This is a genomic window from Falsiroseomonas oryzae, from assembly GCF_027856955.1.
Classification (GTDB): Bacteria; Pseudomonadota; Alphaproteobacteria; order Acetobacterales; family Acetobacteraceae; genus Falsiroseomonas; species Falsiroseomonas oryzae.
Window position 1 is genome coordinate 1 of sequence record NZ_JAPSMD010000009.1, and the last position, 14,927, is coordinate 14,927.

Below are 14,927 nucleotides of genomic sequence, written 5' to 3' on the forward strand. Positions count from 1 at the left end.
TGCCAGCCCGGCGCAGGACGCGACGGACAACGCGATCAGCCGCGCCATCGAGGCCCTCCGCGCCGCCCTGGCCGGCAAGCCGCCCCGCGCCACGCGCGAGCCCGGCGCGCCGCGCAAGCCGCGCGAGGGCACCAAGCAGGGTCAGGTGCTGGCGATGCTCCGCCGCCAGGAGGGCGCCACCATCGCACAGATCTGCGAAGCCACCGGCTGGCAGCAGCACACGGTCCGCGGGTTCTTCGCCGGACTGAAGAAGCGCCAGGGCATCGAGGTGAAGGTGCTGGAGCGCATCCGCCAGGTCGGCCCGAACAAGGAGGGTGCGAAGGGATCCTACAGCATCTACCGCGTCGCCGACTGACACACCGGCGTCGCGATCAGGGCCCGCCGCGCTGCGGCGGGCCTTCGTACTTCTACCGAGGCCCTGCGGGGCGCCGCAGCGGCTTGAGCTTGCGCACCTGCTTGTCGGGCGAGCAGTTCGTCCGGGCGGCGGCGCCCTTGAACGGACCGCCGGATCACCGATACGCTCTCCGCCAGGTGGTCGGATTAGCCGGCCATCTGGGTCAAGTTGGTTGTGGCGCGGGTCGGACATCGGCTCGCGGCACCGCACGTCGCGGCAGGAGGCATGCATGTATCGGCTGATCGCGGCATTCGCCGCCCTCTGCCTTCTCGCACCCGGCTCCGCGCAAGCCGCCGATATCGACACGACCACGGGCGGTCGAACCGGCGCCATCGCGCTGTTCGGCGCCGGCAGGCTTCCGACCTTCGGGCAGATCTTCGCGCCCGATCCCGCCCGGCCGATCCTGACCAGCTTCTCCCTGTTCCTGGACTACCGGGCCGACACCAATGTCGGCATCCCCAATGTCGGGCCGCTCGACCTGCGCGGCTATGTCGCCACCTGGGTCGGCAACGGCGCGGGAACCATCCTCTACACCAGCGAGACACGGACGAAGCCGGACACCGACGACCTGACCGAGTTCGCCTTCACGCCGAACCTGATCCTGTCGCCGGCCGAGCTCTACGTGGCCTTCTTGAGCATCACCGAGCTGCCGCAGACCGCGCTTCGGGCCTTCGAGATCCCCTACGGCCCGAGCGACATCTACACATTCGAACGCTATGTCTTCAGCCAGGTCGGGACCTTCGAGGCGCTGACCACCACCGACTGGCAAAGCCTCGCTTTCCCGAACACCGACCGGGATACCTTCTTCAAGGCGAGTTTTGACGTGCCCGCGACCGTGCCGGAGCCGGCTGCGCTGGCGCTGTTCGGCGCCGGGCTGTTCGGGCTGCTCGCCGGGCGCAGGCGGCGAAGCACGCGCGCCTGACGCCGCGCGGCGACGTTCCGGGCTGTCACGCCGCGATAGCCCGGCCGCGCGCAGCCGCCACATCGTCGAACACACGATCCTCGCCGGCCAGCACGGCCGCCCGCCCGGTGAAGGCCTGCCAGCGCCGCACGGCGACATCGACGTAGCGCGGGTCGATGTCCATCGCGTAGCAGACGCGCCCGGTGGTCTCCGCTGCGATGATCGTGCTGCCGCTGCCGCAGAAGGGCTCGTAGACGGCGTCCCCCGCCGCGCTGTTGTTCAGCATCGGCCGGCGCATGCACTCGACCGGCTTCTGCGTGCCGTGGACGGTGGCGGCGTCCTCGTCGCCGCCGGTGCTGATCGGCCAGAGCGTCGCCTGGTCCCGCGCGCCCTGCCAGTGACCCGTTGCGCCCTTGCGCACCGCGTAGAGGCACGGCTCGTGCTGCCAGTGATAATCACCGCGCCCCAGCACAAAGCGCGACTTCGCCCAGACGATCTGGCTGCGGATCGCGAACCCCGACGCCTCCAGACTCTCGATGACGGTGCGCGCGTGTACACCGGCGTGCCAGACATAGGCGACGTCGCCGGGGAACAGCGCCCAGGCCTCGCGCCAGTCGGCGCGATCGTCGTTCGCCACCTTGCCGGTTCGCATCGTCGCCGAGACGCCGGCCTCGTTCCGCCACTCGGGATCGTAGTTCACCCCATAAGGCGGATCGGTGGTCATCAGGTGTGGCCGCGTGCCATCGAGCAACCGCGCGACGTCCGCCGCGCTGGTGGCGTCGCCGCACAGCAGCCGGTGCGGGCCTAGCAGCCAGAGATCGCCGGGCCGGGTGACGGGGGCCTCCAGCGGCTCCGGCGCCGGCGCATCAGGATCCTGGCCGGAGAGAACATTGGCTACTCCCGGCCCTGCATCGCCCAGCAGCCGGTCGAGCGTCGCGCCGTCGAAGCCGATCAGCCCGAGGTCGAATTCGTCGGTGCGCAGCGCCCGCAGCTCGGCGGCGAGAAGGCCCTCGTCCCAGGTGGAGTTGAGCGCCAGCTGGTTGTCGGCCAGCCGAAAGGCCCGCGCCTGCGCCTCCGTGAGATGCCCGAGCCGGATGGCGGGGACTTCCTCCAGACCGAGCGCCTTCGCGGCAAGCACGCGGCCGTGGCCGGCGATCAGCACGCCGGCGTCGTCCACCAGCACCGGAACATTGAAGCCGAACTCACCAATCGAGGCGGCCAGCTGCGCCACCTGCTCGGTCGGATGCAGGCGGGCGTTCGCCGCGTAGGGCGCGAGCGAGGCCACCGGCATCATCTCGACGCGGAGATCAGGCTGCATCGGCCATCGCCTCCGCGCGGGCCGCGGCGACCGCGTCGTAGTCGCGGCAGTCGACCGCCAGCGTCACCGGCAGGTCGGGATGCAGCGTGCGCCAGCGCGCAATCGCCAGGTCGACATAGGCCGGGGCGAGCTCGATGGCGCGGACGCGGCGGCGGGTGCGCTGGCCCGCCAGGATCGTCGTGCCGGAGCCGCCGAATGGCTCGAACACCGCGTCGCCTTCGTCCGTGTAGGCGCGCATCAGGAACTCGGGCGGCGCGACGGGGAACACCGCCGGGTGCTCGGTCTCGATGCCGCGGCCCTTGTGGCGGGTGATGCGGAGCACGCTGTCGGGGATGCGCATCTCCTGCACAGGCAGGCCGATATGGGTGTACGCCTTCACCTCGCCGTCGGCGGCGCGGAGCCCGCTGCCCTTGTTCGGCGTGCCGGCCCACTTGCAGGGCACGATCTTGTTGGCTTGGCGCGCCTCGCGGTTTAAGTGGAAGACCAGCTCGAAGGCCGGCGCAAGGTGGCCGTTCCAATCGCCCGGCAGTCCGGGGCCCTGATCCCAGGCGTACAGCCCGAAGCGCCGCCAGCCCTGGCCGCGCATCCAGTCGAGCCAGCCCTGCCAGTACGGCTGCCATTCGCCCTCACGATGGATCAGCCCGAGGTTCACCAGCACCTACGCGTCGCGCCGCAGCGCGCTGTCGAGATGCTGGAATACGCCCTGCATCAGCGCGTCCCAATCCGAGACGCCGCCGGTGGTGTAGTCGCACTGGTTCCCGTAGGGCGGGGAGGTGAACAGCAGCGCCGCCCGATCCGCGGCCATGACACGCGCGACGGTGCTGCGGTTCGTGCTGTCGCCGCAGGCGAGGCGGTGCTCGCCCAGCAGCCAGATGTCGCCGACCCGCGCGACGGCCTGGCGCGGCGGCTCCGGTCCGGCATCCGCGGGATCTTCTGCCGGCTCCGCGCCGCCCGCGTCCGGCTGGTTGCCAGGAGCCGGCTCGGCACCGCTGGCAACTGTCGGGGCCGGCAGGTTGCCGGGCTCGGTTTCCAGCCCTGCCAGCAGCCGCTCGATTTCCGCGCCGTCGAAGCCAGTCAGCGCCAGGTCGATGCCGCCCATTTCCTGCAGCTTCGCGACCTCGGCCGCGAGCAGCGCTTCGTCCCAGCCGGCGTTCAGCGCGATGCGGTTGTCGGCGAGGCGATAAGCGGCCTTCTGCACCTCGGAGAGGCCGGCGCGGACGATGGTCGGCACGGTCTCGAGGCCGAGGGACTTTGCCGCCAGCAGCCGGCAATGGCCGGCGATGATCTCGCCGCGCTCGTCGACCAGCACCGGCGCGACGAAGCCGAACTCGAGGATGCTGGCCGCGATCTGCGCTACCTGCTCGGCGGAATGCGTGCGCGCGTTGCCGGCATAGGGCAGCAGGGAGGCGACTGCGCGCGCCTCGACGGCGCTCGCAGCCCAGGGGGCCTGAGGCATCTGCACCTGCGGGATCTTGGGATTGTGGCCGGCGCGGCTGGCAACTGCGCGACGCTGGCAACCTGGAAAACTAGCTTGGCGCTAGAAACCTTGCGCGCTTCCGCCCCCCGCATACAGCAGGCCCAGGAAGGACCCTGCGGCTCGCGAGCCACTAATTCGGATTGTCTGGCTCAGTGGCTCGTTCGCCACCGCCGCGTCGCATCATCTCGACGTAGCGTGGTCATATCCCCGCGGATTCGCGCGCCGCTACGGGGTGAATTGTAACAGCGCTATCGAGCGTGTCCGACTGACAGGCGGCGTGTTCGTCATGCGTTTGGTACCGCACCACGGCAGGCCCAGGCCACAGCAGCCATCGACCGCGCCCCATCGGGACGATTGCCGAGAAACACACGCCGCACATGCTGGCGCAATCGTTCACGGGCATCAGGCGCGAGCCCGACAACGTACTTGCCATGCGGCCCTTCGCCAGTTTCGAACGGCGCCCAGAAGTCGTCGAAGCTGGCGAAGTCCATCCGAATCACGAGATTCGTCTGCTCCACTTCCACGAGCCCGGTGCGTCGGAACGCCTCTGCCATTTCGTCGGGCCCGGTCATCGGCGGGAAGAACGGCAAAGGTGCCGCTGGATCGAGTACGCTCGCGACGTCCCACAGCATGCGGGTGAAGGTCTGTCCGCCATACGAGTCCCACACAGCTGCGGCCACCCAGCCACCGGGTCGAACAACCCTTCGCATCTCCGCCACTACCTTCGCGGCATCAGGCACGAAGTGGAGCACGAGACAGGAATACGCGCGATCGAAGGCAGCGTCCGCATAGGGCAAAGCTCTGGCATCGCCCACATCGAAGCTGATGCGCGGATCGCTGTTGCGGGCGCGCGCTGCTTCAACAAACGCTTCCGTCGTGTCAATTCCGGTGATTGTGGCAAGCTTGGCCAAGGCGGGCAGCGCGAACGTCAAGCTTCCTGTACCGCATCCGACGTCGAGCACCCGCTCGCCGTCGGACAGGCCTCCAAAGGCGATCAAAGGAGTCGCCAGTCGTCGGCTCCATCGGCCCATCACCTGATCGTAGGCATCGGCCTGTCCGAAGTTGTTCAGCAGTGCGTCACCGATGCTGGGAAGAGACGACGAAGTCATCTTTTCATCCTCCCCATGGTGTCCGCGAAAGCATGGCGGCTTGCGGGGAGGCTACGGCATGGCTCGGAGCCGAGGAAACAACCAACTGCCTCTGCAAATGACATGGCAGGGTTGACCTGCCCCCGTAGAAGCGGTCCGCCGGTAATGTAGGCCGGCGGCAGCGTGGTACTGCCCCCAACACTGGTCCGGGGCCTACGCAACTCGTCGGGCCTTTTGAGACTGCTGGGCGAACGCCCGCGGGGTCAAGTTTCCCAGTGAGCCGTGCGGCCGTTCCTCGTTGTACTCCCCCCTCCACGCCTCGAGCCGGTCCCGTGCATCCGCCAGGGACAGGAACCAGGACGCGTTGAGGCACTCCGCCCTGAGGCGGCTGTTGAACGCCTCGATTTGGGCATTGTCCGTGGGTTTGCCGGGTCGGGAGAAGTCGATCTCCACCCCGTTCAGGTGGGCCCATTGATCGAGCATTCGCCCGGCAAACTCCGGGCCGTTGTCCACCTTCAGCGTCTTTGGCCGTCCTCGCCCGCGTGCCAACCGGTCGAGTTCGGCCACCACATCGAAGGCCCGGAAATTGGCTCTCGGCACGATCGAGAGCGCCTCTCGCGTATGGGGGTCGATCACGGCCAGGATCCGGATCGGCCGCCCGTCGAAGAGTTGGTCGGAGACGAAGTCCATGCTCCAGACCTCGTTCGGCGCCACCGCCCTTGGCCGACCCACCCGATAGCGCCAAGCCCGCTTCCGCCGCGGCACCTTGCTGCGGATCGTGAGCCCCTCCTCGGCATAGAGGCGGTAGACGCGTTTCGCGTTCACGGGCCAGCCCTCTCTCCGCAGCAGGATGTGCAGTCGGCGATAGCCATACCTGACCCGGCTCGCAGCCAGGTCACGCAGCCGCATCCGCAGCTCCGTCTGCGGATCCCGTCGCGAGCGGTATCGCTGTGACGACCGCCGGAACCCTGTTGTGCTGCAGGCCCGCCGCTCGCCTACGCCGTAGGCGCCCTGCAGATGGCGCACCACTTCGCGGCGAACGGCGGGCCTCACCACTTTCGGCGCAGCACATCCTGCAGCATGGTTTTGTCGAGCGTCAGGTCGGCGACCAGGCGCTTCAGCTTGGCATTCTCCTCCTCGAGCTGCTTCAGCCGCCGGATCTCGACCACGCCCATCCCGGCAAACTGCTTCTTCCACCGGTAGAACGTCGGCTCGGAGACGCCGAGCTTGCGGCAGATCTCCTCCACCGAGGTGCCGGTCTCGGCTTGCCGCAAGGCGAAGGCAATCTGTTCGTCCGTGTAGCGTTTCCGCTTCATGGCACCCTCCTCCAGGGGTCAGAGTGCCCGAAAAAATTGCGCTCCACCCGGGCCAGTTCTCCGGGTCAGGATCAGTCGCGCGGGCCTTCCGGTGGCGGCGGATGCTGGAGTCCGGCCGCTTTGCCACCATCAACGAGTTGGCCGCAGCCGAGAAGATCAACTCGTCCTACGTCTCGCGCGTGCTGCGGCTGACCCTGCTGGCGCCGGACATCGTCGAGGCGATCCTGGATGGGCGGCAGCGCGAGGGGGTGACGCTGCCGGCGCTGATGCAGCCGTCCCCGGTGGAGTGGGAGAGGCAGCGGACCATGTTCGGCAGTGCTGCGCATGCTTCACCGCAGTGCAGCCTCAATGACCGAGACAGTTGAGCGTGTCGGGATGACGCGTCGGAGCTTCAAGTCGGCTGCGGCGAGTAGCGCGCGGAAATCGTCCTCGGTCCGCTCGCGCGCTGAGCCAAACATCGCCATCATATGCACGTCGGATAGATAACCGACAGGCTGGCGACTTGCAGGGTCAGGGTCGAGGATCTGCTCGCCAATCAGCAGCAGCGCCTGAGGCTTCATCGCCCTCAGGCACGCGTGTAGGATGATCACGCAGTCCTCGTCATTCCAGTCGTGCAGCACCCGCACCGGGGCATCAAGTCGGTGACGTTACGCCGGCCGGGCGGCGACGGCGTAAGGCAGCGCTATAGAGAGGAGCCGCCGCAAATCATGATCTGCTGCCCAGTGATAGCGTCTGCCTCCGGTCCCAGCAGAAAGGCGGTTAGGGCGGCTACCTCTGCGGGTCGGATGTAGCGGCCCATGGGCGGCACCTTCGGAGGATTGGCGCTTCGAGCGGGGTCGCGCAGCATCGGCGTGTCCGTCGTCCCCGGGGCGACAACATTCACGGTGATACGCCGATGAAGGAGTTCCTGGGCCCAGGCCCGGGCCATCGGGACCAGTGCAGCCTTCGAGGCGCCATACTGGCTGCGGCCGGGCACCCCGGCAGAGGCGCGGCTTCCGATCAGGACGATGCGCCCCCCGTCCGGCATCCTAGGCACTAGGATGTCGGCCAATCGGATCGCCACATCGACGTGAAGGCGCCACAGCAGATGGCCGGCCGCCGGGTCCAATGAGCCGAGCGGTCCCACGCGCGTCAGGCCGGCGGCATGGACGAGCGCATTGGCATCGACGCCGGTCACCGTACGCACCAATGCGTCGTCGTCTAGCAGGTCAACAGGGAGATGCATGAAGCCCGGTTCGGATCGCGCTGGATCGCTGCGACTGAGGCCGGTGACGCGCCAGCCTTCGCGGAGCAGGCGCGTGACTATGGCTGCACCGATGCCTGAGCTTGCTCCGGTCACGACGGCATGCCCCATCGCTGTTGCAGACACCTGCTCCTCCCTGCGCACCTAGATTGTACCGCCAAGTTTGGGCGGCCCGATTCCAAAGGTCTAGCGGTGAACATGTTTATGCTAGGCTCGCCGCTCGAGCGCCGGCAGGACATCACGCTCATCAAGGCGGTGGCGCGGGCCTTCCGGTGGCGGCGGATGCTGGAGTCCGGCCGCTTCGGGACCATCAACGAACTGGCCGCGGCCGAGAAGATCAACTCGTCCTACGTCTCGCGCGTGCTGCGGCTGACGCTGCTGGCGCCGGACATCGTCGGGGCGATCCTGGAAGGGCGGCAGGCGCAGGGGATGACTCTGCCGGGGCTGATGGAGCCGTTTCCGGTGGAGTGGGTCTGCCAGCACTTAGCAACCGCAAGCAGCTGAACCGGTCGGCGGGCTATCGCCTTCCCGAAGAACGGGAAAGTGCCAGCAAAAGATGCGGACATAGAGTTTCGCATAAGTTCAATGCCGGGCAGTCGCTTAGTGTCACGGCACGACCGTAATCTTCGCCGATTTTGGAGTGTATCCGAGCTAGTCACGTCTCATGGGGCGACGCTGCGGTCCGGCAGAGGTCAGATGTTTTCGCTGCCCCAGAGCGAAGTGACAAAGCGCTGGCTCGCTCGTATTCAAGTCGCATCGAGAACGTTTTCCTCGATTCGGCACCCAGGATCCCTGTCGCGAATGACACGAAACCCGCGTGGTGGCCCTGCCACAGGCTCGGCCGGTTCGGCCACCCCGGCCGCGCACGTGTCTGTGCGATTGAATTTTTCCGGACAACGTATAAGTTGTCTACCGGTCCCGCCCTTAGCGGGTGGCAAGCTCCCTCCCGGGGAGCATCCGGTGTCATGGCCGGACCTGGTCGCCGCCTTCGGGCAGGGATCCATAAAGAGAAAGCTGGCCACGGAAGGTCTGCGTCGGTTCGCGCTGATGCTTCGTGCGGCGGGAGGAAAGTGGCTGTTCGTCGATGGGAGCTTCGCTTCGGGCCGTGAGCGGCCCAGCGATTGGGATGGGTGCTTCCTGAGCGGCGAGATCGATTGGCAAGCTGTCGATCCTCGGCTCAGGGACATTCAGGCGAACCGAGCCTCTCTGAAGGCGGACTTCAGGTGCGACGTGTTCGCGGCGGAGACCATCAACCGCGAGACCGGAAAGCCATTCCGCGACTTCTTCCAGCAGGAACGGACGGGAAAGCCGAAGGGCATCCTCGTCCTCGACCTGGAGACGGTGACATGATCAAGAGCGAACGCGAGTACGCCATCACGAAGAAGGCGGCTGGAGAGTTCGCCTCCAGCAGGGAGGCGCTGGCCGCCGCCGCTGGCGAGGACGTGGGCCGCCGAGCGGCGTTGTCCTCCGTTGACGCGCAGTTGGGAGACCTCCGGTCAGAGATGGCCGAGTGGGAACGCCTGCGCGCGGGCGGTGTTCAGGAAATCGACGTCGTTAACTGGGACGACCTCCCTAAGGCGCTCATGCGCGCCCGCATCGCCCAGGGACTGACTCAGCAGGAACTGGCGGAGCGACTCGGACTCAAGAAGCAGCAGATCCAGCGGTGGGAGGACGAGGACTACGAGCACGCCGAGTTCTGGCGGGTTCTCGAGGTCGCAGACGTGCTGGGCCTCTCGTTGACCGGTAAGGCGAAGCTCGCCCAACCAACGCGGCCGAACCTCGAAGCCATAAAGGGTTGCGTGAAGCGCGCGGGCATGGATGCCGATTTTGTGGACAGGTGGCTCGTGCCGCGGAACGCTGCGGACGATCCCGCTGCTGCAGCAGAGACTGTCGGTGTGCGCCTGAAGGCCATCTGGGGCTTCGGCATTGAGGACATGCTGGCGGCGAACTCGAACGAGACGCTGCAGTGGAAGGCCGTGGCCAACGCCCGCTTCAAGCGTCCCGCCAATGCAGACCCGAAGGCCGTCACGGCGCAGGAGGGGTTCTCGGCTTGCCTGCTGATGGCGCTCTGCGACTTGACGGCGAAAGCCAAACAACCAGTGCTTCCGGCCGACCCGGCCGGGATGCGGCGCCTACTGTTTGGCAACCAGCCGCCATCCTTCGGCAAGGCCCTCGACAGCGTGTGGAAGCTGGGCATCCCCGTTCTTCCGCTCTCGAATAAAGGCGGGTTTCACGGGGCGTGCTATCGCTTCTCGGGCCGTCCAGCGATCGCGCTGAAGCAGTCCTTGCAGTCCCCGGCCCGGTGGCTCTTCGATCTCACACACGAGCTTGGCCACTTGGTCGAGGACGACGATCCCACGCTCAGGGTTATCGAGCCGGAGGAGCCGTCCGACGAGCAGGACGCTGATGCCGAGGCGCGTGCGCACGACTTTGCAGCGAAGGTTCTGCTCGGTAGCCACGTCGACCACATCTTCACGGAGGTATGGAGGCGAGCGAGGGGTCAGCCTGCGCGACTGAAGCGGGTCACCGCCACTGTGGCCGATGAGTTGAAACTCGATGTCGGCCTGGTCGCGCAGCATGTCGCATTCCGCGTGCGACGGGAGCACGGCGAGAACTGGTGGGGGGCGGCCCGGAACCTTGAAGCCGCCGCCGAGGCGCCGTTCGACATCGCCCGGGACGCGCTGCTGCGGCACGTGAAGCTGGACCGCGTAATGGAGCCTGCGCGAGGGATGCTTCTCCAAGTTCTGGATAGGGACGGCTGATCAAGAATTTGGATTGGCCTTGCCGATCGAGTCGAGACGGAGAAACGGCTCCGGTGCTCGACTATCCGGAAGGCCGGCCCGCCCACTTAGCCAAGGGCTGCCTCGGCTCGGACGTGGGATGGTAGTTGGTCCGCAGGTCCCAGATGTGGTGGTGCGCGTCCATCCGGCAGGGCGGCGCCCTCGCCGGTCGCGAGGTAGCGCGCGGCCGAAGAGTACATCGCCGCGCTCACGGATCCGGCCGGTAGAGCCGGAGGATGGCGGCGCTGTCGGTCATCTCGTTGCCTTGCGCCACGAATTCGTCGAAGCGGTGCGCGGCGGCCTCGACCAGGGGCAGGTCGGCGCCGAGGTCGTGTGCGAAGGCCTTCACCGCCTTCATATCCTTCAGCAGCTGCCGCGCGTAGCTCGCCGGCGGGTCGAAGCGGCGTTCCTGCATCTGGGTGTAGATGCGGCGCAGCAGCTCGCTATCGGCGAAGCCGCCCTTGAGGCAGCCAGGCAGGGCCGCGGCGTCGATGCCCGCCGCCTCGGCCAGCGCGAGCGCCTCGGCCATCAGCACGAAGCCGGTGCCGACGATCGCCTGGTTGATAATCTTGGTGGTCTGCCCCGCGCCGACCGGGCCCATCCGCGTGATGTTGGCCGCGAGGTCGCCGAGGAGCGCCGCGGCGCGCACCACCTCCTCCTCCGCACCGCCGGCCATGACGGTCAGCGCGCCGGCGCGCGCCGCATGCGGGCCGCCCGAGACCGGTGCATCCACCCAGCCCATGGCGGCCTGGTCGCGGAGCCTTGCCGCCATCTCCCGCGTCGTAGCGGGATCGGCGGTGGAGAGATCGACCAGCAGACGCCCCGCGAGGCCGGGGGCGGAGGCGACGCCGCGCTCGCCGAAGACGACGCTGCGCACGGCGTCGGTATGGAGCACGCAGAGCATAACGACGTCGCTAGCGGCGGCGACCGCGGCAGGGCTCTCCGCCGCCACGGCGCCGTGCGGCACAACGGTCTGCAGGCGCTCGGGCTCGAGGTTCCAGACGGTGACCTGGCGATGGCCCCGCTCGAGCAGGCGGCGGACCATCGCCTCGCCCATGATGCCGATGCCGATGAAGCCGATTCGGGTCATGGCGCAGCCTCCTGGCGCTACTCGCGCTCGAACTCGGCGAGCTTGGCGACGCGGCGGCGATGGTCCTCGGTCGCGTCGAAGCGCGCCTCGAGGAAGGCCTTCACCAGGTCGCGCGCGAGCCAGGGGCCGACGATCTGCGCGCCGATGCACATGACGTTCACGTCGTCATGCTCGACGGATTGGTGGGCGGAGTGGACGTCGTGGCAGACCGCCGCGCGGATGCCGCGCCGCTTGTTGGCCGCGATGGAGGCGCCGACGCCGGTGCCGCAGACCAGCATGCCACGTTCCGCCGCGCCGGAGGCGACGCGGTCGCAGACGGCGCGTGCGATGTCAGGGAAGTCGACGGGATCGGGCGTGTGGGAGCCGAGGTCCTCCACCTCGTGGTCGAGGGCCCGGATCACCTCCAGCACCTGCGCCTTCATCGGGAAGCCCGCATGGTCGCAACCGAGCGCGATGCGCATCCGCGTGGATCCTTCATCAACGGATCAGCCGCGGGAGGGCGAGCACCATGTCCTCCCACAGCGTGATGGTGGCGAGGGTGAGCAGCAGAGGCACGTAGAAGGGCACCATCGCCCGCAGCAGTGACCGCATGCTGATCTGCGCGATGTCGCAGATCAGGAAGAGCGCGAGCCCCATGGGCGGCGTCAGCAGCCCGATCATCAGGTTGAACACGATCAGCAGGCCGAGATGCACCGGGTCCACCCCCGCCGCGACCACGGGCGGGGCGATGATCGGCACGATCAGCAGCGTCGCTGTGGTGCTGTCGAGGAACATGCCGGCGACGAAGAAGATGATGTTGACCAGCAGCAGCAGCACCAGCCTGTCGTCCGACAGGCCGGCGATGGCGGCGCCGAAGGCCTGCGGGATCTCCTCGATCGCCAGGATCCAGCCGAACATCGCCGCCGCCGCCACGATGACCAGGATGGCGGAGGTGTTGCGGGCCGTCAGCAGCGCCGCCTGCAGCACATGCGAGACGGTCATCTCGCGGTACACCGCGAAGCCGATCACCAGCACGTAGAGCGCCGCCGCGGCGGCGGCCTCGGTGGGGGTGAAGACGCCGGCCAGCATGCCGCCGATCAGGAAGACCGGCGCCAGCAGCGCCGGTAGCGCCGGGCCGAGGGCGCGGCCGACCTCGCGCGGCGTCGGCCAGCGTTCCGCCCGCGGATAGCCCGCGCGCAGCGACACCACCGCGGCGGTCACCATCAGCGCGGCGGTGCAGACCAGCGCCGGCAGGATGCCCGCCATCAGCAGCTGGATGATTGAGACGGAGGTGACGGAGCCGTAGACGATCAGCGGGATCGAGGGCGGGAAGATCGGCCCGATGATGGCGGAGGAGGCGGTGACGGCCGCCGAGAATGGCGCGTCGAAGCCGCGTTCGCGCATCGCCTTGATCTCCACCCGCCCGAGCCCGCCGACATCGGCCAGCGCCGCGCCGGAGATGCCGGAGAAGATCAGGCTGGCGAGGATGTTCACCTGCGCCAGCCCGCCATGCAGCCGCGCGGCCAGGGTGCTGGCGAAGTGGAAGATGCGGTCGGTGATGCCGCTGAGGTTCATCAGGTTGCCGACGAAGATGAAGATCGGCACCGCGACGAGGGGGAAGCTGTCCAGCGCATAGACGACGCGGCTGGCCAGCAGCGTCGGCGGCAGGCCCTCGATCAGCACATAGGCGATGGAGGGGATCAGCACGGCATAGACGACCGGCACGCCCCAGATGAAGAGCACGACGAAGGCGGCGATGACGGCCAGGCCCATCCGCGTATCCCCGACCTACAGCGCCACGGAGCCGCCGTCCTGCCCCTGGCGCAGACGGCGAAGGTGGAGGATGCCGGCGGCGGCGAAGCCGAAGGCGGCGGCGGCGAGGTAGATCCAGAACGGGATCCTGAGGGTCGGCGTCATGTTGCGCGGGTTGGCGGCCAGCGCCTCCCAGGTCGCCCAGACCATCAGCCCCGCGGCGGTCGTGCAGGCCAGCCCGATCAGCAGGTCCATGCCGTGGCGGAGCCGGCCGGGCATGGCCGCCTTCAGCTCCGCCATCACGATGTTCTCGCCCGCCGCGACCACCAGCGGATAGGCGATCCAGACCATCAGGATCATCAGCATGCGCGTCACCTCCTCCAGCCCCACGATCGGGGCGGCGAAGACGTCGCGCAGCACGATCTGCAGCGCCAGGATCGCGACCAGGCCGAGCAGCAGCGTCACCGCCACGGCATTGGTCGCGCCGATGAACAGGCGGGCGAGGAGAGCCAAGAGCCGTGGCCTCAGGCGCCGGCCTGGACCTGGCCGATGCGCTCGATCAGCGGCGTCCAGGACGGGTAGTCGCGGCGGATCTGCGCCAGCACCGCGGTGCGGAAGGCCTCGTTGTCGAGCCCCTCGGCCGGGGTGATCACCGTCATGCCGCGCCGCTTCAGCTCCTCGACCAACTGCGCGTCCGCCGCCTCGGCCCAGGCGAGGGATTCGTTCGCCTTCTCCTGCAGCGCGGCGGAGACCGCCTGGCGCTCGTCGGCCGCCAGGCGCTGCCAGGTGCGGTCATGCGCGAAAACCGCGAGCACCGAGAGCATGTGGCCGGTGAGGGAGACGTGCGATTGCACCTCGAAGAGCTTGTTGGCGTTAATCATGGTGAGCGGGTTCTCCTGCCCGACCACGACGCCGGTCATCAGCGCCGTCGGCAGCTCGGAGACCTCGACCGGCGTCGGCACCGCGCTGAAGCCGCGCACCATCGAGACCCAGAGGTCGAGCGGCACGGCGCGGAAGGGGCGGCCGCGCAGGTCCTCGGGCCGGCGGACCGGGAAGCGCGCGGTGATGTGGCGCGGCCCGCGATACATCCGCCCGACGATCCGCACGCCGGCGGTGCGCACCAGGCGCTCGTTCATCTCCTGCACGACCGGGGAGCGTTCCGGGTCGGTCGCGGCGAGCGCGTGGCGGCCGTCGCGATAGACATAGGGCGCGTTGAAGACACCGAGCTCGGGGATGAACTTGGTCAGCGAGGCGAATTCGTGGTGCGCCATGTGGATCGCGCCGCTCTGCACGCCGTCCACCATCTCCGACACGCCGCCGAGCTGGCTGTTACCGAAGACGCGGATGTCGGTGCGGCCGTTGCTCTTCTGCCGCGCAAGCGCGGCGAGCTCGTCGGCGAAGCGGGTCTGCACGTCGCCGGGGCTGCCGACATGTGCGTAGCGCAGCGTCGCGGCGCGGGCGGGGCGGGAAAGCAGCGGCAGGATGCCTGCCGCACCGGCGGCCGCCAGGGTCTGGCGTCGAGTGATGGTCATGCGGGCGTTTTCCTCCCCTCCTTGTTGGCTGCATGCCCGGGGCAGGAGGGACGCCGT

The 14,927-nt window shown here is 68.3% G+C and carries 18 protein-coding genes; 6 read left to right on the forward strand and 12 right to left on the reverse strand.

The annotated features are described in order from the left end of the window. On the forward strand, window positions 1–355 hold a 355-nt coding region (locus OZN99_RS02430), incomplete at its 5' end, for a DUF3489 domain-containing protein (protein WP_270933575.1). A gap of 268 nt (window positions 356–623) precedes the next feature. Beyond that, on the forward strand, window positions 624–1,316 hold the full coding sequence (locus tag OZN99_RS02435; RefSeq protein WP_270933576.1) for a PEP-CTERM sorting domain-containing protein: 693 nt from the start codon (window positions 624–626) through the stop codon (window positions 1,314–1,316). A gap of 25 nt (window positions 1,317–1,341) precedes the next feature. Here the strand turns inward: OZN99_RS02435 and OZN99_RS02440 are convergent, their stop codons facing one another. From OZN99_RS02440 to OZN99_RS02460, 5 genes are all read right to left on the reverse strand, one after another. Further along, entirely contained in the window at window positions 1,342–2,613 is a 1,272-nt protein-coding gene (locus tag OZN99_RS02440; RefSeq protein ID WP_270933577.1) for a site-specific DNA-methyltransferase, read from the reverse strand. Next, window positions 2,603–3,271 carry a DNA-methyltransferase gene (locus OZN99_RS02445; protein ID WP_270933578.1) on the reverse strand — a complete coding sequence of 223 codons (669 nt, stop codon included), beginning with the start codon at window positions 3,269–3,271 and terminating at the stop codon, window positions 2,603–2,605. The genes OZN99_RS02440 and OZN99_RS02445 overlap by 11 nt, the downstream gene beginning before the upstream one ends. After that, a complete protein-coding gene (locus tag OZN99_RS02450) occupies window positions 3,272–4,069 on the reverse strand; it encodes a ParB/Srx family N-terminal domain-containing protein (protein ID WP_270933579.1) in 798 nt (265 codons plus the stop codon). A 305-nt stretch (window positions 4,070–4,374) separates the two neighbouring features. Then, window positions 4,375–5,199 (reverse strand): class I SAM-dependent methyltransferase, encoded by an 825-nt coding sequence (locus OZN99_RS02455; RefSeq protein ID WP_270933580.1) that lies wholly within the window; start codon window positions 5,197–5,199, stop codon window positions 4,375–4,377. 192 nt (window positions 5,200–5,391) lie between these two features. Then, a protein-coding gene (locus OZN99_RS02460) for an IS3 family transposase (protein WP_270933581.1) occupies window positions 5,392–6,494 on the reverse strand; the annotation gives its coding sequence in 2 pieces (ribosomal slippage) (window positions 5,392–6,233 and window positions 6,233–6,494; 1,104 coding nt in all). A gap of 101 nt (window positions 6,495–6,595) precedes the next feature. Here OZN99_RS02460 and OZN99_RS02465 point away from each other — a divergent pair. Then, the gene (locus OZN99_RS02465) at window positions 6,596–6,859 is read left to right on the forward strand and encodes a hypothetical protein (protein WP_333779712.1); all 264 of its coding nucleotides are present in this window, start codon (window positions 6,596–6,598) and stop codon (window positions 6,857–6,859) included. On the opposite strand, the gene OZN99_RS02470 is transcribed toward OZN99_RS02465, so the two are convergent. Both OZN99_RS02470 and OZN99_RS02475 read right to left on the reverse strand, forming a co-directional pair. After that, window positions 6,824–7,120, reverse strand: a complete 297-nt coding sequence (locus tag OZN99_RS02470; RefSeq protein WP_270933583.1) for a methyltransferase — start codon at window positions 7,118–7,120, stop codon at window positions 6,824–6,826. The genes OZN99_RS02465 and OZN99_RS02470 overlap by 36 nt on opposite strands. A gap of 56 nt (window positions 7,121–7,176) precedes the next feature. Continuing rightward, window positions 7,177–7,863: an SDR family NAD(P)-dependent oxidoreductase gene (locus tag OZN99_RS02475; protein ID WP_270933584.1), complete on the reverse strand. Its 687-nt coding sequence runs from the start codon at window positions 7,861–7,863 to the stop codon at window positions 7,177–7,179. 78 nt (window positions 7,864–7,941) lie between these two features. Between OZN99_RS02475 and OZN99_RS02480 the strand changes: the two genes are divergently transcribed. The 3 genes from OZN99_RS02480 to OZN99_RS02490 all read left to right on the forward strand — a co-directional run bounded on the left by OZN99_RS02480 (window position 7,942) and on the right by OZN99_RS02490 (window position 10,499). Further along, the gene (locus OZN99_RS02480) at window positions 7,942–8,241 is read left to right on the forward strand and encodes a hypothetical protein (RefSeq protein ID WP_333779713.1); all 300 of its coding nucleotides are present in this window, start codon (window positions 7,942–7,944) and stop codon (window positions 8,239–8,241) included. 297 nt (window positions 8,242–8,538) lie between these two features. Then, window positions 8,539–9,087, forward strand: a complete 549-nt coding sequence (locus tag OZN99_RS02485; RefSeq protein ID WP_408611803.1) for a DUF6932 family protein — start codon at window positions 8,539–8,541, stop codon at window positions 9,085–9,087. Then, window positions 9,084–10,499 carry an XRE family transcriptional regulator gene (locus tag OZN99_RS02490; RefSeq protein WP_270933586.1) on the forward strand — a complete coding sequence of 472 codons (1,416 nt, stop codon included), beginning with the start codon at window positions 9,084–9,086 and terminating at the stop codon, window positions 10,497–10,499. The genes OZN99_RS02485 and OZN99_RS02490 overlap by 4 nt, the downstream gene beginning before the upstream one ends. Before the next feature lie 226 nt (window positions 10,500–10,725). On the opposite strand, the gene OZN99_RS02495 is transcribed toward OZN99_RS02490, so the two are convergent. The 5 genes from OZN99_RS02495 to OZN99_RS02515 are packed head-to-tail and all read right to left on the reverse strand — an operon-like array spanning window position 10,726 to window position 14,870. Next, window positions 10,726–11,607: an NAD(P)-dependent oxidoreductase gene (locus OZN99_RS02495; RefSeq protein WP_270933587.1), complete on the reverse strand. Its 882-nt coding sequence runs from the start codon at window positions 11,605–11,607 to the stop codon at window positions 10,726–10,728. 17 nt (window positions 11,608–11,624) lie between these two features. Next, the gene (rpiB, locus tag OZN99_RS02500) at window positions 11,625–12,068 is read right to left on the reverse strand and encodes a ribose 5-phosphate isomerase B (protein WP_270933588.1); all 444 of its coding nucleotides are present in this window, start codon (window positions 12,066–12,068) and stop codon (window positions 11,625–11,627) included. A 16-nt stretch (window positions 12,069–12,084) separates the two neighbouring features. Next, window positions 12,085–13,359, reverse strand: a complete 1,275-nt coding sequence (locus tag OZN99_RS02505) for a TRAP transporter large permease (RefSeq protein ID WP_270933589.1) — start codon at window positions 13,357–13,359, stop codon at window positions 12,085–12,087. 15 nt (window positions 13,360–13,374) lie between these two features. Beyond that, window positions 13,375–13,851: a TRAP transporter small permease gene (locus tag OZN99_RS02510; RefSeq protein WP_270933590.1), complete on the reverse strand. Its 477-nt coding sequence runs from the start codon at window positions 13,849–13,851 to the stop codon at window positions 13,375–13,377. Window positions 13,852–13,862: 11 nt separating this feature from the next. Further along, entirely contained in the window at window positions 13,863–14,870 is a 1,008-nt protein-coding gene (locus OZN99_RS02515; protein ID WP_270933591.1) for a TRAP transporter substrate-binding protein, read from the reverse strand. Window positions 14,871–14,927: the final 57 nt, after the last annotated feature.